The organism is Pseudomonas sp. DW-iso3 (genome assembly GCF_058725305.1).
This window is the reverse complement of the sequence record NZ_JBZXDZ010000001.1, coordinates 479,032-501,574: the sequence shown is the minus strand read 5'-3', so window position 1 is coordinate 501,574 and position 22,543 is coordinate 479,032. Positions and strand designations below refer to the sequence as shown.

Here is a 22,543-nt window from a genome sequence, read left to right as displayed (position 1 = left end):
AGCTCGCTCCTACAGGAAGGGGTGAGCGGTAGCTGACCCAAGGCATCTGTGATGAAATGCGACCCCAACCAATTTCGCGCCGCACCGCCATCACTTGCCGTGAAACCACGCCTGATCCGCCAACTGTTCCTGCCGCCGTTGATCATCGCCCTGATGATCGGCCTGGGTTATATCGGCTTCTGGGTCAGCGAGTACTACGGCATCCGCACCCTCAGCGACACTGGCGAACGCCAGCTGGAGCTGCATGCCCGCACCGTCGAAAGCGAACTGAGCAAATACACCTACTTGCCCAGCCTGTTGGAACTGGAGTCCAGCGTCTCCGCGCTGCTGGCCGACCCCAATCAGGAAACCCGCAAGACCGTCAACGATTACCTCGAAGGCCTGAACCGACGCAGTCGCAGCCGGGCCATCTACGTGATGGACACCACCGGCCGCGTGCTGGCCACCAGTAACTGGCGTGATGCCGACAGTTACCAGGGTGAAGACCTGTCCTTCCGCGCCTATTTCCAGAACGCCGTGCGTGGCCAGCCTGGCCGTTTCTACGGCATCGGCAGCACCAACGGCGAACCCGGCTACTACTTGGCCCACGGCCTGGAAGAGCATGGCAAGATCATCGGCGTCGCCGTGGTCAAGGTGCGCCTCGAAGCCCTGGAGGAACGCTGGCAACGCGCGCGCCTCGAAGCCTTTGTGAGCGACGAGAACGGCATCATCATCCTCTCCAGCGACCCGGCCCGCCGCCTCAAGGCTGTGCGTCCGCTGAGCGATGACGTCAAGGAACGCCTGGCCCACAGCCTGCAATACTACTGGGCGACGTTGAATGAGCTGGAACCCCTGGCCCGCGAGCGCCTCAACGAAGGTACCGAGAAACTGACCTTCCCGGCCAACAGCGAAGTGGTGAACGACGAGCACGAAGTCAGCTACCTGGCGCAAACCCGCCCGCTGAATGACACACCCTGGAATTTCACCCTGCTCACCCCGCTCAACGACCTGCGCCGTGCGGCGATCAACCAAGGCATTTTGGTGGCCGTCGCGTTTGGCCTGGTGGCGTTTTTGCTGATTGCCTGGAACGAGCGACGCAAAGTCATCGCCACCCGCCTCGCCGCGCGGGAAGCCCTGCAGGAAGCCAACAGCCAGCTGGAACGACGGATTGCCGAACGCACCGCCGACCTGCGCGCGAGCAACGAACGGCTCAAGGGCCAGATCCGCGAACGGCGCCAGGCCGAGGAGACGCTGCGCCGCGCCCAGGATGAACTGGTGCAGGCCGGCAAGCTGGCGGCCATCGGCCAGATGTCGACCAGCATCGCCCACGAATTGAACCAGCCCCTGGCAGCCCTGCGCACCCTGTCCGGCAACACCGTACGCTTCCTGGAGCGCGGCGCCCTGGACACCGCCAGTGCCAACCTCAAAACCATCAACGAACTGATCGACCGCATGGGTCGCATCACCGCCAGCCTGCGCTCCTTCGCCCGGCGCGGCGATGACCAGGGCGAAGCCAGCCTGGCCAAAGCGGTAGACGCGGCTTTCCAAGTACTCGGCGCACGCCTGGACAGCCTACCGCTGACCCTGCACCGCGACTTTTCCCACGCGCAATTGCAAATCGACCAGACGCGCCTGGAGCAGATCCTGGTCAACCTGATCGGCAATGCCCTCGACGCTATGCAGGCTCAGCCGGCTCCCGAGCTGTGGCTGGAAGGCAGCAGCGCCGACGGTAAATACCGCCTGCACGTGCGCGACAATGGCCACGGTATCGACCCGGAGGCGCGCAAGCATTTGTTTGAACCGTTCTTCACCACCAAGCCCGGCGAGCAAGGCCTGGGCCTGGGCCTGACCCTCTCCGCCAGCCTGGCGGCGGCCACCGGCGGCAACCTTGCCGTGGAACACCCGGCCAGTGGTGGAACGGCCTTTGTCTTGTGCCTGCCGTTGGCGGGCGCTCAAAAAGCTGAGTCGACATGAATACAGACGCTAAAGCCATTAAAGACGAGCTCACGGTACTGATCGTCGAAGACGACCCCCATGTACTGCTCGGCTGCCAGCAGGCCCTGGCCCTGGAAGACATTCCCAGTGTCGGCGTAGGCAGCGCTGAAGAGGCGTTGAAGCGCATCGGCGAGAACTTCGCCGGCATTGTGATCAGCGACATCCGCTTGCCCGGCATTGACGGCCTGGAGCTACTCACCCGTCTCAAGGCTTTGGATAAAAGCTTGCCGGTGGTGCTGATCACCGGGCACGGCGACATCTCCATGGCCGTCGGCGCCATGCGCAACGGCGCCTATGACTTCATGGAAAAACCCTTCTCCCCCGAACGCTTGGTGGACGTGGCCCGCCGCGCCCTTGAACAGCGCGGACTGGCGAGGGAAGTCTGGTCGCTGCGCCGCCAATTGGCCGAGCGCGATTCGCTGGAAGGCCGCATCATCGGCCGCTCACCGGCCATGCAGAACCTGCGCGAGCTGATCGCCAACGTGGCCGACACCTCGGCCAACGTGCTGATCGAAGGCGAGACTGGCACCGGCAAGGAACTGGTTGCGCGCTGCCTGCATGATTTCAGCCGGCGTCATGCTCACCAGTTCGTCGCGCTGAACTGCGGCGGCCTACCGGAGAACCTATTCGAAAGCGAGATTTTCGGTCACGAAGCCAATGCCTTCACCGGCGCCGGCAAACGTCGTATCGGTAAGATCGAACACGCCCACGAAGGCACGCTGTTCCTCGATGAAGTGGAAAGCATGCCGATCAACCTGCAGATCAAGCTACTGCGAGTTTTGCAGGAGCGTACCCTGGAACGCCTGGGGTCGAACCAGAGCGTGGCGGTGGATTGCCGGGTGATCGCCGCCACCAAGTCTGACCTCGATGAACTGAGCCGTGCCAATCAGTTCCGCAGCGACCTGTACTATCGCCTCAACGTGGTGACCCTGGAGCTGCCGCCGTTGCACGAGCGCCGCGAAGACATCCTGCAGCTGTTCGAACATTTCCTTCAGCAGTCGTCGCTGCGTTTTGACCGCAGTGTGCCGGAGCTGGACAACCAGACCCTGTCGAGCCTGATGAGCCACGACTGGCCGGGCAACGTGCGTGAACTGCGCAACGTCGCCGAACGCTTCGCCCTCGGCCTGCCGGCCTTCAAGAAAAGCGGCACCAGCAGCGGCAGCCAAAGCCTGGCTTTCACCGAGGCAGTGGAAGCGTTCGAACGCAACCTGCTCAACGACGCCTTGCAACGCAGCGGCGGCAACCTGACCCAGGCCAGTCAGGAACTGGGGATGGCTAAGACCACGCTGTTCGATAAAGTCAAAAAATACGGGTTGAGCCACTGATGGATCTGGTGTTGAAGGCCGCTCTTGGCGCGGCGGTGGTGTTGATTCTGGCCGTGCTGGCCAAGACCAAAAACTACTACATCGCTGGTTTGGTGCCGCTGTTTCCGACCTTTGCGTTGATCGCCCATTACATCGTCGGCAAGGGCCGCTCGGTGGAGGATTTGAAGACCACGATCCTGTTCGGGATGTGGTCGATCATTCCGTATTTTGTGTATTTGGCGACGTTGTATGTGGTGGTGGATCGGATGCGGTTGGAGGCGTCGCTGGCCGTGGCGGCTGTCGCCTGGTTGATGGCGGCAACCGTGTTAGTGAGCATCTGGGTACGCGTCCATACCTGACACACCACATTTGAATTGAGGTGTGCCGGAAAGATCAGCGGACTATTTTGTCGACCTGAATGCCCAGCTTCTTGAGGCGGTACCAGAAGCTGCGCTCCGAAATCCCGATCTTCGCCGCCGCCGCCGCTTGCACGCCATTGCTCTCCTGCAACGCCGCGAGTATGTAGGCCTTTTCCACTTCCGCCAGTGCCGCATCCAGGTCCTGGGGAATGCCCGGCCCGTCGCTGAGGATCGCCGTCACGTCGCCCTGGTTCGGTTTGGACGCAAACAGGTAGCCCGGCAAGTCGATGTCTTCGATCACCGGCGACGCCGCCACAATGGTCGCGCGCTCTACGCAGTTCTGCAGTTCACGGATATTGCCTGGCCAGTGGTAGGCCGCCATGGCCTGCAACGCTTCAGCACTGAAACCGGTGATGCGTTTACCGGCAGTGGCGCTGAGGGTCTGGGCGAAGTGACGGGCCAGGGGCGCGATGTCTTCCACCCGTTCGCGCAATGACGGCAAGGGAATCGGGAACACGTTGAGGCGGTAGTACAGGTCTTCGCGAAATTCCTTGTTGGCCACCGCGTCCAGCAGGTTCTTGTTGGTCGCGGCGATCACTCGCACATCCACCTTGCGCTCGCGGGGATCGCCCACCGGTTCGATCACCCGCTCCTGCAACGCGCGCAGGATCTTGGCCTGCAACGCCAGGGGCATGTCGCCCACTTCATCGAGAAACAGCGTGCCTTTGTCGGCCTGTTGGAAGCGCCCTACCCGGTCAGCCACGGCACCGGTGAACGCGCCTTTGCGGTGGCCGAACATTTCGCTTTCCAGCAGCCCTTCCGGGATGGCCGCGCAATTGACCGCCACGAAGGGTTTGTCGGCACGGCTGCCATGTTTGTGAATGGCGCGGGCGACCATTTCCTTGCCGGTGCCGCTTTCGCCGGTCAGCAGGATGGTGGCGCTGCTGTCGCGCACCGAGTCCACGGCTTGCAGCACTTTGCGAAACGCCGGGCTGTCGCCTACCAGGCTGTCGAATTGCGCGTGCTCGTCCAGCTCGGCACGCAGGCGTGCGTTGTCGCGCATGATGTCGCGAAACTGCAGGGCCTTGGCCACGGTGATGTCCAGCTCGTCGATGTCGAACGGCTTGGCGATGTAGTCGTAGGCGCCGTTGCGCATCGACTGCACAGCGTTCTTCACCGTGCTGTAGGCGGTCATCACGATCACCGGCACATGGGGGTAGCGCACCTTGATCTCGGCCAGCAGCGCCGGACCGTCCATGCCCGGCATGCGCCAGTCGCTGATCACCAGGTCGATGTCTTCCTGTTCCAGCACCTTGAGCGCATGCAGGCCGTTGCCGGCGATGAACACCTGCACATCGTTCTGCCCCAGGGCCGATGCCAGCAAGTCGCAGAGCTTGGGTTCGTCGTCGACTACCAGAATGTTATGCGTCATGACTGTCCTCGTCGTCTTCGCCACTCGCCGGAATGTACAGGCTGAAGGTGGCGCCGGCATCTTTTTCACTAGCACATTCGATGCTGCCGTCGTGACTTTCCATGATCGAATAGACTTTAGCCAGGCCCAGGCCGGTGCCGGAGGCCTTGGTGGTAACGAAAGGCGTGAAGATGCGCTCGATCATGTCCGCCGGAATACCCTGGCCGGTGTCGGCGATGCTGATCACCGTGTTCTCGCCGTCCGCACGAATCCCCAGGGTCAGGCGCCCGCCTTCGGGCATCGCGTCGATGGCGTTGAGAATCAGGTTGAGGCACGCCTGCTTGAGCTGTTTGGCATCTGCGTAGATCGTCGCTCCCGGCGCCTGGTCGTCGATCTGCGCATCGATAGTATGCGTGGCCAGCTCCGGGGCGCAGAAGCCGAGGATTTCCTCGACCAACGGGCGCGCCGGCAGCAATACGCGCAACGGCGGGTTGGGCTTGGCAAAGTCGAGGAATTCGGTGATCAGGTCGTTGATACGGCTGACTTCACTGATCACGTATTCCAGGTGGCGCTTGTCGGTGTCCGCCAGATCGGCGCGGCGGTGCAGCAACTGCGTTGCCGTCTTGATGATGCCCAGCGGGTTGCGGATCTCGTGGGCCAGGCCCATGGCGACTTCACCCAGGGCATGCAGGCGATCACGTCGACGCAGCTGCGCTTCAAGGTGATGCAACTCACCCAGGCGCTCGGTCATATGGTTGAAGGTACTGCTCAACTGCGCCAGTTCATCACCACCGCTGACCACCACGCGGTGCGCGTAGTCGCCAGAAATCACCGCGCTCACGCCCTGGGACAGGTCCCGCAGCGGCTTGGTCAAACGTCGCGACACCAGTACCCCGGCAGCCAGCGACAAGGCCGAGCTGAGCAGGAAGATCAACACAAACAGATTGCTCTGGTTTACCAGCCCCACCAGGCTGGTGTGGCGCAGCAAGCCACTGAAGATCACACCTTGCAGGTCACCGGCATCGTTGAAGATCGGCCAGTACAACCCGCTGTAGTTGTTGGTGAACTGCTCGCTGGGCTGCCTGGTGGCGCGCATCGCGGTTTCGACGCTCTTGGGGATGCGCGAAGGGTGATCCTCAAAACGTTGGGTCGAGAAAATCTCAGAGAAACCTTCCGGGTTCGCCAGGTACAGGCGCAGGTCGAGGGAATGCACGTCGGCCACGCTGGTGAGGAAACTGCTGTCCAGGTAAGTCCCGACCAGCAGCTCGTAATCGACGCCGTCCTGGGAGGTCTCGAAAGTCGAGACCACGATGCCGGTGGACGCGCCCCCTACCTGCACAGTCTGCAACACCGTATTTTTGGCCAGGCTGATCTGCTTGACGATGTCGGATGCCGCGGTGCTGAACACGATTTTTTGGTCACTGGTGCGAATCAACGCCACCACATCAATATCGGTGGCATCGGCAATGTCGGCGGTCAGCCGGTCGTGTTTGGCCGCTTGCTTGCTCGCAGGCGGGCTGGTGTAGCGCAAAAACAATTTAGCCATGCGTGCGTTGTCATGAAGGATATCGCCGATCTCGTCCTTGACGATCTTGGTCGACTCCTGCAGCCAGATGCGCACGTTGCTGTCGAAGATCTGCGACAGCGTGGTGGCCGCCAGTTCGGCGGCGATCATGGTGGGAATCACACTGACCAACCAGAACGCCAGCACCAGCTTGCGCTGGACGCTCCAACGCGAAATGGCAAAGGGGCGGGCTTTCTGGCGGGTCTTGGTGATCATCAGGTTTCGCTTATCGCAGCAGCCATGGCAGGGTCGGAACGATCCGGTCGAATAAACAGTTTTACAAGCTTGAGCAGGCCGTTGACCAGCCGGTTGCGGTGGCGGAAAAACACGCTGTTGCCTTGGAACTCGCAGCCCAGGCGTAGCTTACTGGCATACCCGGCCTGGCCGCACTCATACACCGCAATATTGTGTTGAATACAGTAGTCGACATTGGTCAGCCAGCTACGGAAGTACAGGTTGTAGTCGCGAGTGAACTCAACGTCATGCCCGAAAAACTTGTCCACCAGTCGATGTTCGTCCACCAGGATCAGGTTGAACGCCACCAGTTGCTCGTCCACCCAGTAAAGAACACAGACCGCGCGCTCATCAAGGCGTTCGAGCACACCGGTGAAGTAGCCGGCGGGCAGCCGCTCGAACTGCAATTCGGCACGCGTCAGCGTAGCCTCGTACAGGCGCATGACCTGCGGCAGCACGTCGTCGATATTGCGCCGCCATTCCACCCGTGGCCCCGGCGCGCGCAGTTTGCGGCGCAGGTCCTTGCGCGTGGATTTTCCCAGGGAGCCCAAGTAAGCGTCCACCGAGCCGTACGGCAGCGGCAATACCCCCGTGGGCAAGCTCGGCATGCTCTGGAAGCCAGCAGCCCGGCAACTTTCGACCCAATCCGGGTCTTTGCTCGGCGCGTCCTTGACCGCCACCAGGCCGATACCAAAGTCATCGGCATCCTGGCGCGCGGCTGCCAGCAGGTGCTTGAGCAACAGCGGTCGGCGCCCATCCGCCACGCCACTGGCAAAACCGACGTCGCAACGCTCAGCCACCGGGGAACCGAGGGCATACAGCCCCAATTGCAATAGCCCCGGCCACAAGCGCTCGACACGCTCGGTCACGCGCTTGCCGGCGCCCGACACCGTCGTGTCGAGGCGATAATGGGTGATGAACGCCGCCGCCACAGCCGCCAGCGTTCCATCTTCGTAAACCGCCAGGTAACGCCACTGGAAATCTTCGATGGCGGCGTTCTCCACGGCGACGTAATAGTCCCAATCCTCCAGGGCACCCGCAAAACAGTCGTTCCAGGCACTGCGCTGGATGGCCCGAATAGTCGGGAAGGCTTGGGTGGTGATCACAGGTTTCCCTTATTTCTGGGGTGAGCGCCGATCAAACGTGGGAGCTGTCGAGCTCCGGCGAGGCTGCGATGGCATCACCTCGGTGCATTTGAAAGACCGAGGCGCCTGCATCGCTGCCTCGCTGAAGTCCCACCTCGACCTGCATGGGTTTGAGGCCCGCGTGCTGCTCGACGAAGTCGGCACTCAACTCGATCACGCGGCGGTATTGCAGGTCGACGGTGATCATGTGGTAGCAGTTGTCCAACAGGATCTTGGTCACGGGCCCGCCCAGATGGCGCTCCACATAGTCCGCGTTCCAACGGCTGGTGATGTCGTCCTCGATGGAGTGCAACACCAGCGCCGGCACGTTGATCTGCGGCATGCGCTTCTTGACCACAGCGTTCATCCGGTGCAATTCGCGCACGGTGATGCCCTCCATGGTCAACAACCCCGCCTCGCTGCTCTCGCCTTCCTTCATCTGCCGCTCGACGATGCCGCGCAGGCGCTCGTTCTTGATGCCGTACGGCGGCTTCTCTTCGAAGCGGCAGAGATGCACGCCGAAGGGGATTTTCATCAACAACGGCGTGAGGAATGCCAGCTTGTTGATGCTCCAACCGTCGTACTTCAAGGTGGTGGAATACATCAGCAGCCCGGCGACTTGCCCAGGGTGCTCGGCGGCCACATACATCGACATCACCGCGCCCATGGACAAGCCACCGACAAACACCTGTTCATGGCGCTGCTTCACGCCCGCGAAGGTCTTGCGCACGCCTTCGTACCAGTCTCGCCAGCCGGTGGCTTGCAGGTCGCTGTTGTCGCCGCAATGCCCGGCCAGGGTGGGCACGTACACCGTGCAGTTGCCCACCTTGACCAGGCCCTTGGCGACCTGGCGCAACTCCGTCGGGGTGCCGGTCAGGCCGTGGATCAACAGGATCCCGACCGGACCATCACCGAGAACGAAACCGGCATCACCCTCACCGAGGTCGATCTCTACTGTGTTCACCGGTTGGTCGCCCGCACCAGCAGTTGCTCAAGCAGCTTCAGGCCCAGTTCGATTTCCGGGTAGCTGATTTCCAGGGACGGTGCCAGGGTGATCACGTTTTTGTAGTAACCGCCCACGTCGAGGATCAGACCCAGCTTCTGACCGTCCACCACCATGTCGCCCTTCATGCCTTCCTCGACCATGTAGTCCAGGGTCGCCTTGTCCGGTGTGAAGCCATCCGGGCCGCAGATTTCGCAGCGCAGGGCCAGGCCCAGGCCGTCGACGTCGCCGATGATCGGGAAGCGTTTCTGCAGGTCTTGCAGGCCTTCGAGGAAGAACTTGCCCTTGGCCATGACCATCGCGCCGTAGTCGACTTCGTTGGTCATCTTGAACATTTCCAAGCCTACCGCCGTGCCCAACGGGTTGGAGGCGAAGGTGGAGTGGGTCGAACCTGGCGGGAAGATCTTCGGGTTGATCAACTCTTCACGGGCCCAGATGCCGCCCAGTGGGTTGAGGCCGTTGGTCAGCGCCTTACCGAACACGATCACGTCCGGTTGCACGTCGAAGTGCTCGATCGACCACAGTTTGCCGGTGCGGTAGAAGCCCATCTGGATTTCGTCGGAGACCATCAGGATGCCGTGCTGATCCAGCACGTGCTTCAACTCACGGTAGAAGTTCATCGGCGGGATCACATAACCACCGGTGCCCTGGATCGGCTCGACGTAGAACGCAGCGTACTCACTCTGGCCAACTTTCGGGTCCCACACGCCGTTGTATTCGGTTTCGAACAGACGGGCGAATTGCTGCACGCAGTGGCTGCCGTATTCTTCCTTGGTCATGCCTTTAGGGCCACGGAAGTGGTACGGGAATGGGATGAACTGCGCGCGCTCGCCGAAGTGGCCATAGCGACGACGGTAGCGGTAACTGGACGTAATCGACGACGCGCCGAGGGTACGCCCGTGGTAGCCGCCCTCGAAGGCGAACATCAGGCTCTTGCCGTTGGTGGCGTTACGCACCACCTTCAGGGAGTCTTCGATGGACTGCGAACCGCCGACGTTGAAGTGCACGCGACCGTCGAGGCCGAACTTCTTCTTGGCGTCGACCGCGATCATTTCCGACAGCTCGATCTTGCCCTTGTGCAAGTACTGGCTGGCGATCTGCGGCAGGGTGTCGATCTGCTGCTTCAGCGCATTGTTCAGGCGTGGGTTGGCGTAGCCGAAGTTAACCGCCGAGTACCACATTTGCAGGTCGAGGTAGGCCTGGTCTTCGGTGTCCCACACGTAGGAGCCTTCGCAACGGCTGAAAATACGCGGCGGTTCGATGTAGTGGACGGTGTCGCCGTAGGAGCAGTATTTGGCTTCTTTATCCAGAAGGATCTGGTCTTCGGCGGTAGCGATACGGATATCAGACATGGTGGAAGAGTTCCTGATTGTCAGCAGCAGTAAAGGTGGTGGCGTTGGCGGCGAGGCTTTGTGGCAGTTGAGCCAGCAGCGCCGTCACTTCGGCAAAGGTGTCGAAGCGCGCATGAGGAATGTGGTTGGCGGCGCAGTAGTCGGCGAGGCTGCCCTTGGCGAACACGAAGTCGGCAGTGGAGGCCACGCACATGTCGGACTTGCCGTCGCCGATCACCAGCACGCGCTTGTGGCGCGGGGTGGACTTGCACTTGCAGTTGCCGGAGGCGGCACGGCAGGCATCGCTGGAATACGGGAAGTCGATGCGCCAGCTGTTCTGATCGACCTGGCGCAGGCGGTTGGCGAGGATCGGCAGCAAGGTCACGTAGTTGCGCGACAGGATTCGCGCGATGCCCTGCTCGATGCCATCACTGACCACTTCGATGGACGCGCCCAGGCCGATCACGTGGTCGACGAAGTCCGGGAAGTCCGGGTCGATCTCGACGCTGTCGAAATACGCCAGCAGTTCGGAGGGGGTCGCCTTGATCAGCGCCAGTTGGCGGCTCAGGCATTCGCGTGAACCGATATGCCCATCCAGCCATTCCTGTTCGATGGTTTCCCACTCGGGGCCGGCGAAGCGTTGGAGGACGTTGTCGATGACATCGGTGGGGGTGATGGTCCCGTCGAAGTCACACACGATATGCCATTGGATCATCGTTGTTTACCTTGGAAGAGCGCGCTGTGTGCGCTTGCAACAAGGGGTAGAGCAGGGAGTGTGCCAACTGGCGCAGGCCCAGCGGGGCTGGGGCTTTGCTCGGCATGGAGGGCGATTTGTGTCGTGGAAGCTACAATTTTTGTAGCTTGCTACAAACAAGATGAGTGCTTGCGCGAGGTCGACGCTTTGCGCGTTCATGCGCACGTAATCAATCAAGGAACAGTGACCATGTTGAGGATCACTTGCGCTGCACTGGCCGGTTTATTGGGCCTCTGGAGCGTTTCGAACGCGGCTCAGGCCGAGGGTATCACCGGCGAAGTCGGCGCAGGCGTCAGCTACCAGCCCCATGACCCTACCGGCAGCCGCTACGAAACGCGGCCCGTTCCCTATTTCGACTTGGACTGGGGCGATGTCAGCCTGAGTACCGACGACGGCCTGACCTGGAGCGCGTTGAACAGCAATGGCTTTACCGCCGGCCCGTATATCAATTATCTGCAGGGGCGCACCTCGAACGGCTCGCTGCAGGGGTTGCGTAATGTGTCGGACATGGCCGAGGTGGGCGGTTTTGTCCAATACGCACCGGCTGATTTCTGGCGGGTGTATGCACAGCTGGGCCAGGCCGTCGGCGGCGGCCACGCGCAGAGCGGCACGCTGGGCAAGGTCGGCGGCGAACTGGGCTACCCGCTGGGCAACGGAATCATCGGCAGCAGCGGGCTGGTGGCGCACTTCGCCGACGCCCGCCAAACCCAGACCTTTTTCGGCGTGGATGACAACGAGGCAGCCGCGTCGGGCTTTCGGCCGTACAACGCCAGCGGCGGCTTCCAGAACGTGACGCTGACCCAGAGTTTCGAGTTTCCCCTGGCTGCCAAATGGTCGTTGCTGACCAGCGCGAGCTGGGTGCATCTGGTGGGTTCGGCGGCGGACAGCAGCATCGTCCGGCAGACTGGCGACGTTAACCAGGGCCAGGTGCAGACGGCCATCAGCTATAAGTTCGATTAGGTTGGTCTGGGGTTTGCAATGAGGTCCTGGAATCCATTTTTCCAGGACACTCTTCATGGCTCGCCCTGCTTACCGTTTGCTGCATCACTCGCTCTGGGACCTGGTGCCCATCGCCCTGGGCCTGGGGCATTTTGCCTTTGTCGTCTGGCTGGTTGCCGCCTTCCATAGCCTGAGCTGGTGGGCTCTGGTGCCTCTGGCACTGGTCTACGCGATCAGCATGTCGTGGAGCATCAACAGCATCTCCCACAACCAGATCCACAATGCCTACTTCAGCCATCGCGCAATGAACCGCGCCTTCGACCTGCTGCTGTCGGTGACCATCGGTTTTTCCCAGACGCTCTACCGCGATATCCACAACCGCCATCACCGTGGCAACGCCGACCTGCCGGGCCCAGATGGCAAAACCATCGACCCGCTGTCGATCTACCAGCGCGGGAAGCAGGGTCAGCCGGAAAACCCGTGGGCCTATACCTTCCTGAGTTTTTTTCGCGACGATCCCAAGCCGTTCTATGACGAGATGAAGCGCAAGCGCCCGGCGGATGCGCGCTGGGTCAAGGTTGAGATCGCAGTGACTGTGGCGTTCTATATCGCCCTGGCGCTCTACAACTGGCAGGCGGTGCTGTGGCTGTTGCCGTTCTGGTACCTGGGCCAGTGCCTGTCATCACTCAATGGCTACTACGAACACTTCGGCGGCAACCCGGACCTGCCGATCGCCTGGGGCGTGAGTTCCTATAGCGTGCTGTACAACCTGATCTGGATGAACAACGGCTACCACGCCGAGCACCACTACCGGCCGAAGATGCACTGGACCAAGGTGAAGGCGTTTCATCGGGAGATTGCCGAGCAGCAGCGTGAGGCGGGGGTGAAGGAGATTTCGGTATCACACGGTCTGGGCTTCCTGGTGGCACACCGCAAACGCCAGGGCTGACCCCCGCTCTTGCGGTGAGCGGGTTTGCCCCGCGCGAGATAAGCTCGCTCACCACAACGATCAGCCCAGGCCAGCGTGATCAGTTTTCTTCGCCTTCGGCCAACAGGGCAATACCCCCGATAATCACCGCGACGCCCACCCAGTGCAGCGGGCTGATATGTTCCCCCAGCCCCAGCCACGAACCCAGCAGCACCACCACAAACACCAGCGAACTCAGCGGAAACGCCAGGGACAGACTGCTGCGCCGCAGGATCAGCATCCACACGAAAAACGCGCCGATGTAGCTAGCAATAGCCGCCACGATCCCGGGGTTGCGCGCCACGTCAGCCAGCCATTGCCAGCTTAGATCCATTTGCCCCAGTTGGTCCCCGGCCACTTTGGTAAACAACTGGCCGGCGCTCTCGGTACAAATCAGCAAGGCCCACAGCACCACCGTGCCGAAACGCCCGTGCAGCCACCCGTTGTTCATCGTCTGCGTACTCATGCCTGACTCCCTGCAATCGCTACCAACATCACACCCAGGGTGATCACCAGCGTGCCCAACCAACGACGGCGACTGACGGTTTCCCCCAGCACCACCTTGCCCGCCAACACCACCCCGCAATAGGCCAGCGCCGCCGCCGGGAACAACAGGCTCAACGGCGCACGGGACAAAGCTTCAAGCCACACGAAGAACTCGATGGCATACGCGCCGATCCCGGCCCACAGCAGCGGCGCATTGAACACCTGGCCCCAGAAGGCATTCAGGCGGAAACCGCCGTCCAACTCGGGCAAACGGTCCAGGCCGATCTTGAAACACAGCTGGCCGATCACATCGAGCACGATGGAAAACGCCACCAGCAACACCACGGTCAACGTCACGGGAACAACTCCTCAAACAGGTCGATCAGGGCTTCATTGGTGGCGGCGTTGCGCTGCAGATCTTCGGCGCTCCAACGCTCGGGCGGCGGCTGGTCGGACTTGGCTTCCCAGCGCTTGAACGCATTGCTGAAGGCGGGCGTGGCGAACTCACCACATACGTCAATGCCGATGATGCGTTTGCGCGCCGCCAACGCCCGCAAAGCTTGCAGCAAGTGGGTCAGGCGCATGCCGCCCTGGTCCCAGTTGGTGGCCGCGTCTTCACTGGCGAGTACGTCTTTGTCGATGGTGATCCAGATGGCTTCGGTGGGCAGACTGGTGATCATCTGATCGAGGAAGGCCGCCCAATCCAGCTCGGCCAGGTTGCGCCAATACAGGTGATTTTCCTGCTGCTGGTGACCGGCACCGTCCCCTACCCTGCCCCAGACTTTCGACGGCGGATGCTGCCAGGGAAACAGCTGCAAGTGCCCGCGCTTGAGGGCTGCAAGGTTGCCACCGCGCAGTTGCGGGTTATGCAGGTCGTCGCTGCACGGGCCGAGGGTGACGATGCGCTTGATCGCCGGCATCTTCAGCGCGCGGTTGACCCACGATCCGCAATGACGCTTGGGCGCAAAGCGCACCCAGTCGGGGTGATTGTCGAAGTGGATCAGGCTGATGGGCTCTTTCAAATCGGCGAGGAACGCCGGCGTGAGGTGGTGATAGTCGCCAGAGCCGACAAACAGGATTTCCGGTCGCGCATCGGTGGGCCGAGGCCGTTGGGCCAGGCGTTCGGCGAAGCGTCTCCAGGTTTTCTCGGTGGACCATAGGCGCAGCTTCGGGCCCAGGTCCAGCAGGTCGATACGGGTGGCACGGCCACTGGCCAGACGCCGGGCAATCGGTGCCTGGCCGGTGAGGCTGTGGTCAAGGTCAAGAATATTCAAGGTAATGTTTCACCCCTAATGGCAGCGCCCATCCGGATACCGGACGGGCTTTAGGGGGTCAATGCAAGGGACGGGCCAGCGCTTAGCCTTTGGCCTCTTGGATGATCTGGCGGATCGCTCCCACAAAAGCTTCCGCCGGCTGCCCACCGCTGACGGCGTACTGGTCGTTGAACACGATGGTCGGCACCGAGCTCACGCCACGGGAGATCCACAGCTGCTCTTGTTCACGGACTTCAGCGGCGTATTCATCGGAGGCGAGAATCTCGGCCGCACGCTGGATATCCAAGCCGACGCTTTCGGCGATGATCGCCAGGGTGGCGTGGTCGGACGGGTTCTGGCCGTCAGTGAAGTACGCCTTGAACAGCGCTTCCTTGAGGTTGTACTGCAAGCCTTCCAACCCGGCCCAATGCAACAGGCGATGTGCATCAAAGGTGTTGTAGATACGGCTTTGGCCATCGGTACGAAAGGCAAAACCCAACCCGGCGCCCATGTCGCGGATACGTTCGCGGTTGGCCTGGGATTGCTCGGCGGTGGAGCCGTATTTTTCGGTGATGTGCTCGACGATGTTCTGCCCCTCGGCGGGCATGTTCGGGTTCAGTTCGAACGGCTGGAAATGAATCTCAGCCTGCACCTCGGCGCCAAGCTGGTCGAGGGCTTCGGTCAGGCCGCGCAGGCCGATGATGCACCAGGGGCAGGACACGTCGCTGACGAAATCGATTTTCAGGGGGGTACTCATGACAGGCAACCTCGCTGGCTTGAATGGGCCACAAAGGTTGCACGATACACCAATGTCACAACACCTTCGAAGGCTCGCCCCGGTCAATCTGCGCCCAGTGCGCCGCGTCCTCGCGATGGGCTTGCAGGTAAGGCAGCACCGCCGTCAGCAGCGGCGCCTTGAACGCCTCCTGGAAACGATGGGCCATGCCGGGAATCAATTTCAACTGGCTGCCCTGGATATGCGCCGCCAGGTGCACGCCGTGCATCACCGGCAACAGCGGGTCGGCGGTGCCGTGCACCACCAGGGTCGGCACACGCAGCTGATTGAGCAACGGCACGCGGCTCGGTTCGGCGAGGATTGCCATGATCTGGCGCTTCACGCCGTCCGGGTTGAAGGCACGGTCGTAGGACAGCGCCGCCTGGTGCAACAGCGCCTGGCGATCATCCGTCACGTTCGGGCTGCCCAGCGCCGCCAGCAGATCGGCCTGCTGCTCCAGAGCCACTTCACGATTCGGTGCGCTGCGCCGCGACAGCAGTTGCACCAACGCCGCATTCGGCGCAGGCAAGCCTTCGGCGCCGGAGCTGGTCATGATCAGCGTGAGGCTCTCGACCCGTTGCGGTGCCATGGCCGCCAGGTGCTGGGCGATCATGCCGCCCATGCTTGCGCCCAGTACGTGGAATTGCTGGATCTGCAAGGCATCCATCAAGCCGATGGCGTCATCGGCCATGTCAGTCAGCGTGTAAGGCGCCGCCACCGGCAGGCCGAGCTTGTAGCGCAGCACTTCAAAGGTCAGGTTGGCATTGGCCGGCGCCTGGCGCCAAGTGGACAGGCCTACATCACGGTTGTCGTAGCGGATCACTCGGAACCCCTGTTCGCACAGCGCGACCACCACTTCATCCGGCCAGTGGATTAGCTGCCCGCCCAAGCCCATCACCAGCAGCAAGGCAGGGTCGGACGCACGGCCGATACTCTGGTAGGCGATGCTCACCTGAGCCAGGTCGACCGTTTGGGTCGGGACATTGACGTCACATCGAGAAGCCGCAAAGGACGGCAGGCCGAACAACAGAGCGGCCAGTAAATACAACACGCGCATGAAAAACACCGAAACGCAGAACCCCAGTAGAGCGCGAGTCTGATGAAGTTTGTTCAAGCGCGCTGCCACAGTTGCGTGACAGTTTGATGAATATCGCTCAACGGTCGGCCCACTAACTATCTATCCCTACGCGCCGCGTTCCCCACCTTTAAATAGGGCACCGACCGGTAAAGCACCGTTCTGCCCCTTTTTTTGAGTGCCGTCACATGACCGATACACCCAACCCGCTCTCCCCCCTTGCCGTGCGCGATTTCCTGCCGCTCTCCCCCGCGCCGTTTCGCCCGTTGAATGAAAGCCTGCTGCTGGAAGCCACGGCCCGCTGGCACGCCAGCCGGGAACACATGCTCACGCTCACCGCCGCCGCCCCCAGCATTCGCGCCGCCCTCACGGCGTTCATCCAAGAGCAACTGGGCCTGGACGGCGACAGCGTGCAGCTGCATTTCGCGGCAACTGTCGACCAGCCACCGCGTCACGTCACGCTGACCCAGGCCTGCGCCTTTGTTCATCAAATCCCCGTCCCCAGCTCGCTCGCGCAACGTTGTCGGGTCATCGGCCTGCCGGTGGGCAAAACCCAGTACGCGGCGCAACCGTTCGAGCTGCTAAAACCCTTTACCCAGCTCAATGTGCAACAGGCCCTGCGAACCGCCTGGGTGCGCTACTGGTGGTTCACGCGCGCGCCCGGCACGTCGGTTTCACGCCGTGATCACGCGGTCGCGCAGTACAGCAGCCACCTCCAGGCGGCCGCTCAGTTGGCCTGTGCCTGCGGGGTGATCACCGCCGATCAATTGAAACCGTTGCTGACGGTCCTCGACCCGCCGAGCGGCGCGCTGCAGCTTGACGGTCAGAAGATCTACACCGAGCAACTGCTGCTCAAGCGCACGGGCTTGGCCGATGCCGAGATACCCGGTGCGCTGGTCATCACCCTGGATGCCGAGATCGTCCTCCAGCTGTTGTACCTGCCCTCTGAGGAACCGGCGCTGAACCTGTTCAACAGCCGCGTCAGCATGGAGCAATGGTTGCTCGATCACCCCACGCTGTTCCCCGGTGTGACGGCAATCACCCGAGACAACCAGATCGACTACCGCGAGGTCAACGACCCCTTGCAAACCGGCGTGACGCATCTGCTGGAACATCGCCTCAGAGAAAAACAGGCGAGCTTGGCCTACCCCCACGGCAGAGACCTCGCCGAGCATGGTCACAGAGCGCTGGATGCGGCCGATCAGGTTGACCGGCACCAGCACAGCCAGGGTTTTTTCGCCTTGCCGCGCGCTGCCGAACTGACTGCCGTTGAGAGCGATGTCGCCCGCGACACTCCCCCCATGCTCTTCGCCGGACTGACCGCCGACCTGCCCCTGGCCCAGCGCCGCCACGCACTGTCACGGCAACAGCAGCCGCTCTTCGGTGCCGAGCACGCGTCCGCCCTGCTGCCGCCGCCGAACGATGAGCAACTGGCCACATTGCGCAGCCAACTCAACCGCTTGCACGAGGCGCAACAGCAGGCCCATGAAGCTGCCACCGCGCTGTGGGGTCAATCCCAGCACCAACTGCTGGAGCTGTCCCAGCAAGCCAACCCCGATTACCACACCTTGCTCCAGGCACGCCTGAACGGGCTGCTTGCTGAGGCCGGCCTGCAGCGTCAACTCAACCAGATCAGCCAGGCCGGGCACGACATGCTTCTGGCCGCGCTTGACCCGCTCAACGCGCCAGACCCCGAACTCAAGGTGTCGGTGGCAACCTTGACCCTGTCGATCAGCGAGCGCAGCAACGGCGCGGTCAACATCCAGCGCAAAGAGCTGGACGGCGTGCTGCTGATCACCCTGGAAGCGGCGCTGCTCGATGCTTCAACGCCTCAGGACCTGTTGCTGTACTGGCCGGGCAGCCAGGGCGGGCTGCAGCATTTCGCCTCGCTGCAGGCGCTTGAACAATGGCTTGGCGTAACGCCGTCGGACGCTGCGTCGCTGGAACTGGCCCTGCTCAATCAGACCCCGTTCGAGTACAGCCTCACCGTGCAACTCGATGGTTGGGTCACCCAGATCGAAGCGATGCTTCAGCGTGCCCCGGACGACACCGAGCGCCAAGCCCGGGAACTGGAACCCATGCGCGTGCAAGCGATCCAGGAACTGGGCGTATCGACCCACAGCGTGCGCGAACTGGCCTATGCGCAGCTTCTGGAACAGAACCAGAGCGGCGCCCTGGCCGCACAACTGCCGGCCTGGCTCGGCCAGGTGTCGGCTGCCGATAGCGTCGAACTCAAGGCCCTGCTGGAACGCTACATCCTCGCGTTCCAGCGCGCCGACGAGGCCTTGAACCTGAAGCTGCCGCTGATCAGTAGCTTTTGCAAAAAACGCCTGCACGCACGGCTGTCCCGGGACTTCTCGCTCAAACAACCGTTCCACGTTCAGCTCGACGTCCCGGAATCGGTCACGCATTCACAGCATTTCGTCGAAGCCCCCGGCGCGCCCGGCACCCCGACCAAGACCGTACCGGTGCCCAGCGCCACGCGGGTCAAAATGAGCCTGGATGAGCTGGCGCTGAGCAACATCGATACACCGACCTCCGAACGCTTGACGTTCATGAAGGTCGAGGTCAGCACCCAGGACGCCACCGAAGGCCAGGCCCTCACCGCCGGGCTCAGCGCCAACTACCTGCGCCGGCTGGTGCCGGAACTGGACCTGGCCCAAGCGTATGAAGACCTGATCGTCGAGGCTTACCAAGGCTCGGATCGCGAAGCGGACTTCAGCCGTGAGTATCGCCTCGAATGCCTGCTCGAACCTCATCGCCTGCTGCTCACCCTTCAGGGGCGCCTGGCGTTCCTGCAAAAGCACATCACCGCCACCGAACTGAACACCTTCAACATCGCCGTGAATGCCAGCACCGCTCAAGCCTGGCGCGCCGATGGCGATGACATTGAGCTGCTTCCCGCTCACCTCAGCGTCGGCGGCCCAGACACCCAGGACGGCTCAAGCACCTTGTCCGGGGTCACCTTCATCCGTCAGAAAAATTCCGGGAGCACCCTGCTCTATCTGCCCGAGAGCCCGGACGGCCAGGCCCTGCGCAGTTACAACAGCCTTGAGGCGGCGCGACTGGCGCTGTTCCGCCTGTGCCTGAACACCGCGATGGTCAACTACCTGGCTGGCCGCGCCTTGCTCGGTAACATGGCCAACCACGTCAGCCGGATCAATCAAGCGGTACTCCGGCATTTCGACGCGCTGATCGGCGTCGGCACCGCCTGGCCCGTCACCACGTCGCTGGCCAGCCATCTGCTCAACGCGCAAATGGGCCGCGTCAAGGAGGCCCACCGCGCCAGTGCCCGTTCCAACAGCGATCTGTACCTGGAACGCTATGCCATCAAAGGCGTGCAGGCCTTCAGCTATATCAAGATGGCACTCGGCGTGGTCCCCGTGGTGGGCAGCGTGATCGGCCTTTACGATGGCTGGGTCAGCGCCAATGACGCGGTGGCTGCGTTTCGCCGCGGTGATCATGTGCAAGGCATGCACGCCATCACCCAAGTCCTGCAATCATTGATCGACGCCGGCATCGATGTGGCCGGCGGGGTGCTGATCACACCCAATGCAGCGCGCACGCGCACGTTTGGGCGCCAGTTGCGCAATGCCTTCAAGGGTGGCCGTTACCTGCAACCGCCCATGAGCCGCAAGGCGCGCCGCATCGCCGAGCGCTTCAGCGGGTATGAATATGGCAAGGAGATCGCCCTGGCCCATCTGACCCCGGCGAGCCACGGTGTTTATCGCAACGTCTACCGCCATACCGACGGCGACTTCATTGTGCGGCAGGGCAGCGTCTATCAGGTCGAACTGCAGAACGGGCATTGGCGCTTGAGTGGCAACACGCTGAAGACCTACAAACAGCCGATTGCCCTGGATGAAGCCGGCCAATGGGACACCCACTTCGGCGTCTACGGCACCACGCAACCGGTCGGCCTGGCGGGCGGCGGCGGCGTGCTCGGGCACCTGGCGGACACCCTCGAACCGCTCTGGCCGATGGCGATTCGACAACGGCTGCCGATCTGGTGGACCGATCATGTGCTGCGCCGCCAACTGGCGCTCAACGATGCGATCAATACGCTGAGCAGTCGGCTCGATACTCAACTGGCCGCGACCGGCAACCTGCAACACCTGTCCAACCAAAGCGACATCGCCACCCGCAAAACCTTGCAACCGACCCTGGATGAGGCCTACGCCAAAGACATCGAGCTGGCGATTGAGCAGGCCAACGCCGTTCAGGACGTGATCGCCTTCACCCCCAACAGAGAGCACCTGGCCCTCAAAGGCATGCAGAGCCGCGCCGCCCTGATTGTCACCAGCAGAGCCGTGGAGCGCTTGAAAGTCGCCGCGGCCGCGCTGCAGGGGTTGACCGGGCAATTCGGCGACCTCCAAGTGCCGCCGACGCGCCCGGCCGCCATTTTGCAGTTTCTGCAAACCCGCAAAGGTCTCAGCCAGAACATCGTGCAGGCACTCGACCGGATCGACCGCCTCTTCCTGGTCATGAACGAATGGAGCGCCAATATCAACCTAATGGCGCAGGAAGCCGATATACGCCTGCACGGCAGAAGTACGCGCAGGACCGCGCAACAGATCGACGCGGATCTTCACAACACGCGCACGATGGTGGGCGAGGCTCGCGACGACGCGGCGCGCTGGAACGAACTGTACGATGAAGGCTTTCGCACGCACCTGCGCACCGTCCACAGCATCGACACGTTCAACCGCTACGATCACGTCACCGATCCTTCCTGGTTGTACTTGCAAAGTGAGGTCAATCGCGTCTATCTCGACGCCCACCTGGCCCTGAACACGCATTTTGCACTGACAAATACGCCCACCACGGTCAGCCAGCGCACGCGAATACTCAATGAATGTATCGATGCCTACGCGCGCTTCAGCCTCAGCGTTAAAACCTTGAGCGCAGGCTACCCGCAACATTTTGACCTGGATAACCTGAGCGCCTTGCTGAACAACCTCGAGCGCATGACTCAACTGGCCCGTCAGCGCATCGGCACGCCCGCTCGCCTGCATCGCCCGCGGCCCGACGAACCACGAGGAACAGTGTTTGAAACCGATGACAACCGGATGCTGATCGGCATAAAAAGCACCGACCCACGCACCAACACCACGCGCTACACCATCGACAACCTCAGCGGCCACACCGAGACCTGGGAGCAACGCCCAAACGGTCGGGCTCAACGCCAATCGGCACCACCGGTGGCGCTCCCACCCGAGGCGAACGTGAAGTCGGTGATGGTGAACGAAGCCCAGAGCCGCCTGCGCGCCGTGCCGGTGTACCAGGCTAAAGTCGAAGCCTACGCCCGCCAAGGCATGTTGCCGGTGGACCTTGAACACATGCTGGTCAGCGAAGCCGCCGAACTCACCCTGCGCTCGAACCGCATCGCACGCCTTGACCCCGAGGAGCCGAGCATCCAGCCATTGCGCACGACCGCCACCGAGCTGACCGCCGCGGGCCGCACCCTGCGCACCCGCCAATCATTGGCCAGCCGCCAACCCACCGACGGCATGCTTGATGATCTGGCCAGGCATCACGTGGTCGAGGTGCGTCGAACCGCGTCGATGACCGAGCTGGCGAGGCGTGCGAACGGGCACCGCGACTTCATGCAGGAATATGAAGTCTGGGACCTGACCGCCACCCCACCGCGTCCCTTGTGGTACGCGCACTTTCATTACAACCGCCGCACGGCTACCTTCGATGAGTTCGAAAAGGCCCACTTGAAACTGCCGGAGCATCGCTACTTGACCCATGCCGACGACCCGTCACTGCCATTCTCGGACATCGGCAAGCAGTCCGCCGCGTTGTCGCATATCCGGCCGCTATGGGTTGCCCTCTAGCCGCGCAGGCCCGCGGCTGTCTCGGCCACCAGGACTTTCGGGGTCTTGGTGCGCTGCGGCGGGATCTTCAGTTCGCTGCCGTGTAGAGATTGCGCGGCGAACCTTTGGCGGGGTACATCACGCCCAGGCCTGCATGTCGACAACGCACAC

17 protein-coding genes are annotated in these 22,543 nt (G+C 62.2%); 6 read left to right on the top strand and 11 right to left on the bottom strand.

The window, feature by feature from the left end; all coding sequences use genetic code 11:
- Positions 1-51: 51 nt before the first annotated feature.
- The 3 genes from aauS to AC4PS7_RS02270 are packed head-to-tail and all read left to right on the top strand — an operon-like array spanning position 52 to position 3,637.
- On the top strand, positions 52-1,953 hold the full coding sequence (gene aauS / locus AC4PS7_RS02280; RefSeq protein ID WP_010212767.1) for a two-component sensor histidine kinase AauS: 1,902 nt from the start codon (positions 52-54) through the stop codon (positions 1,951-1,953).
- A complete protein-coding gene (aauR, locus tag AC4PS7_RS02275) occupies positions 1,950-3,299 on the top strand; it encodes a two-component response regulator AauR (RefSeq protein WP_492179049.1) in 1,350 nt (449 codons plus the stop codon). Before aauS ends, aauR begins: the two co-directional genes overlap by 4 nt.
- 8 nt (positions 3,300-3,307) lie before the next feature.
- Positions 3,308-3,637 carry a GlpM family protein gene (locus AC4PS7_RS02270; RefSeq protein ID WP_175439631.1) on the top strand — a complete coding sequence of 110 codons (330 nt, stop codon included), beginning with the start codon at positions 3,308-3,310 and terminating at the stop codon, positions 3,635-3,637.
- A gap of 34 nt (positions 3,638-3,671) precedes the next feature.
- On the opposite strand, the gene AC4PS7_RS02265 is transcribed toward AC4PS7_RS02270, so the two are convergent.
- Genes AC4PS7_RS02265 through AC4PS7_RS02240 form a run of 6 tightly spaced genes read right to left on the bottom strand, consistent with a single transcriptional unit; the run spans position 3,672 to position 11,019 of the window.
- The gene (locus tag AC4PS7_RS02265) at positions 3,672-5,069 is read right to left on the bottom strand and encodes a sigma-54-dependent transcriptional regulator (RefSeq protein WP_010212772.1); all 1,398 of its coding nucleotides are present in this window, start codon (positions 5,067-5,069) and stop codon (positions 3,672-3,674) included.
- Positions 5,059-6,828 carry a sensor histidine kinase gene (locus tag AC4PS7_RS02260; RefSeq protein ID WP_010212774.1) on the bottom strand — a complete coding sequence of 590 codons (1,770 nt, stop codon included), beginning with the start codon at positions 6,826-6,828 and terminating at the stop codon, positions 5,059-5,061. Before AC4PS7_RS02260 ends, AC4PS7_RS02265 begins: the two co-directional genes overlap by 11 nt.
- On the bottom strand, positions 6,828-7,952 hold the full coding sequence (locus tag AC4PS7_RS02255) for a GNAT family N-acetyltransferase (RefSeq protein ID WP_010212776.1): 1,125 nt from the start codon (positions 7,950-7,952) through the stop codon (positions 6,828-6,830). Before AC4PS7_RS02255 ends, AC4PS7_RS02260 begins: the two co-directional genes overlap by 1 nt.
- A gap of 31 nt (positions 7,953-7,983) precedes the next feature.
- On the bottom strand, positions 7,984-8,934 hold the full coding sequence (locus AC4PS7_RS02250) for an alpha/beta hydrolase (protein WP_044286701.1): 951 nt from the start codon (positions 8,932-8,934) through the stop codon (positions 7,984-7,986).
- Entirely contained in the window at positions 8,931-10,325 is a 1,395-nt protein-coding gene (locus AC4PS7_RS02245) for an aspartate aminotransferase family protein (RefSeq protein WP_021492534.1), read from the bottom strand. The genes AC4PS7_RS02250 and AC4PS7_RS02245 overlap by 4 nt, the downstream gene beginning before the upstream one ends.
- The gene (locus AC4PS7_RS02240) at positions 10,318-11,019 is read right to left on the bottom strand and encodes an MtnX-like HAD-IB family phosphatase (protein ID WP_010212783.1); all 702 of its coding nucleotides are present in this window, start codon (positions 11,017-11,019) and stop codon (positions 10,318-10,320) included. The genes AC4PS7_RS02245 and AC4PS7_RS02240 overlap by 8 nt, the downstream gene beginning before the upstream one ends.
- A gap of 228 nt (positions 11,020-11,247) precedes the next feature.
- Here AC4PS7_RS02240 and AC4PS7_RS02235 point away from each other — a divergent pair, with 228 nt between their 5' ends.
- Both AC4PS7_RS02235 and AC4PS7_RS02230 read left to right on the top strand, forming a co-directional pair.
- Positions 11,248-12,018, top strand: a complete 771-nt coding sequence (locus AC4PS7_RS02235; RefSeq protein WP_010212785.1) for a MipA/OmpV family protein — start codon at positions 11,248-11,250, stop codon at positions 12,016-12,018.
- Positions 12,019-12,073: 55 nt separating this feature from the next.
- A complete protein-coding gene (locus AC4PS7_RS02230) occupies positions 12,074-12,946 on the top strand; it encodes a fatty acid desaturase (RefSeq protein WP_042571721.1) in 873 nt (290 codons plus the stop codon).
- A 79-nt stretch (positions 12,947-13,025) separates the two neighbouring features.
- Here AC4PS7_RS02230 and AC4PS7_RS02225 read toward each other — a convergent pair whose 3' ends face one another.
- The 5 genes from AC4PS7_RS02225 to AC4PS7_RS02205 form a co-directional block, all read right to left on the bottom strand.
- On the bottom strand, positions 13,026-13,430 hold the full coding sequence (locus tag AC4PS7_RS02225) for a DMT family transporter (protein ID WP_010212788.1): 405 nt from the start codon (positions 13,428-13,430) through the stop codon (positions 13,026-13,028).
- Positions 13,427-13,807: a DMT family transporter gene (locus AC4PS7_RS02220; RefSeq protein ID WP_010212789.1), complete on the bottom strand. Its 381-nt coding sequence runs from the start codon at positions 13,805-13,807 to the stop codon at positions 13,427-13,429. The genes AC4PS7_RS02225 and AC4PS7_RS02220 overlap by 4 nt, the downstream gene beginning before the upstream one ends.
- Positions 13,804-14,724 carry an arginase family protein gene (locus tag AC4PS7_RS02215; RefSeq protein WP_010212790.1) on the bottom strand — a complete coding sequence of 307 codons (921 nt, stop codon included), beginning with the start codon at positions 14,722-14,724 and terminating at the stop codon, positions 13,804-13,806. Before AC4PS7_RS02215 ends, AC4PS7_RS02220 begins: the two co-directional genes overlap by 4 nt.
- An 82-nt stretch (positions 14,725-14,806) precedes the next feature.
- Positions 14,807-15,460, bottom strand: a complete 654-nt coding sequence (locus tag AC4PS7_RS02210) for a DsbA family oxidoreductase (protein ID WP_010212791.1) — start codon at positions 15,458-15,460, stop codon at positions 14,807-14,809.
- 55 nt (positions 15,461-15,515) lie between these two features.
- The gene (locus tag AC4PS7_RS02205; RefSeq protein ID WP_010212792.1) at positions 15,516-16,535 is read right to left on the bottom strand and encodes an alpha/beta fold hydrolase; all 1,020 of its coding nucleotides are present in this window, start codon (positions 16,533-16,535) and stop codon (positions 15,516-15,518) included.
- 206 nt (positions 16,536-16,741) lie between these two features.
- Here AC4PS7_RS02205 and AC4PS7_RS02200 point away from each other — a divergent pair, with 206 nt between their 5' ends.
- Positions 16,742-22,393 carry a dermonecrotic toxin domain-containing protein gene (locus AC4PS7_RS02200; RefSeq protein WP_492179048.1) on the top strand — a complete coding sequence of 1,884 codons (5,652 nt, stop codon included), beginning with the start codon at positions 16,742-16,744 and terminating at the stop codon, positions 22,391-22,393.
- Positions 22,394-22,543: the final 150 nt, after the last annotated feature.

Coding starts and splice junctions, on each gene's coding strand:
- AC4PS7_RS02260 (WP_010212774.1), bottom strand. CDS start 6,828: ATGATCACCAAGACCCGCCAGAAAGCCCGCCCCTTTGCCATTTCGCGT.
- AC4PS7_RS02230 (WP_042571721.1), top strand. CDS start 12,074: ATGGCTCGCCCTGCTTACCGTTTGCTGCATCACTCGCTCTGGGACCTG.
- AC4PS7_RS02245 (WP_021492534.1), bottom strand. CDS start 10,325: ATGTCTGATATCCGTATCGCTACCGCCGAAGACCAGATCCTTCTGGAT.
- aauR (WP_492179049.1), top strand. CDS start 1,950: ATGAATACAGACGCTAAAGCCATTAAAGACGAGCTCACGGTACTGATC.
- AC4PS7_RS02205 (WP_010212792.1), bottom strand. CDS start 16,535: ATGCGCGTGTTGTATTTACTGGCCGCTCTGTTGTTCGGCCTGCCGTCC.
- AC4PS7_RS02240 (WP_010212783.1), bottom strand. CDS start 11,019: ATGATCCAATGGCATATCGTGTGTGACTTCGACGGGACCATCACCCCC.
- AC4PS7_RS02265 (WP_010212772.1), bottom strand. CDS start 5,069: ATGACGCATAACATTCTGGTAGTCGACGACGAACCCAAGCTCTGCGAC.
- AC4PS7_RS02225 (WP_010212788.1), bottom strand. CDS start 13,430: ATGAGTACGCAGACGATGAACAACGGGTGGCTGCACGGGCGTTTCGGC.
- AC4PS7_RS02210 (WP_010212791.1), bottom strand. CDS start 15,460: ATGAGTACCCCCCTGAAAATCGATTTCGTCAGCGACGTGTCCTGCCCC.
- AC4PS7_RS02200 (WP_492179048.1), top strand. CDS start 16,742: ATGACCGATACACCCAACCCGCTCTCCCCCCTTGCCGTGCGCGATTTC.
- AC4PS7_RS02235 (WP_010212785.1), top strand. CDS start 11,248: ATGTTGAGGATCACTTGCGCTGCACTGGCCGGTTTATTGGGCCTCTGG.
- aauS (WP_010212767.1), top strand. CDS start 52: ATGAAATGCGACCCCAACCAATTTCGCGCCGCACCGCCATCACTTGCC.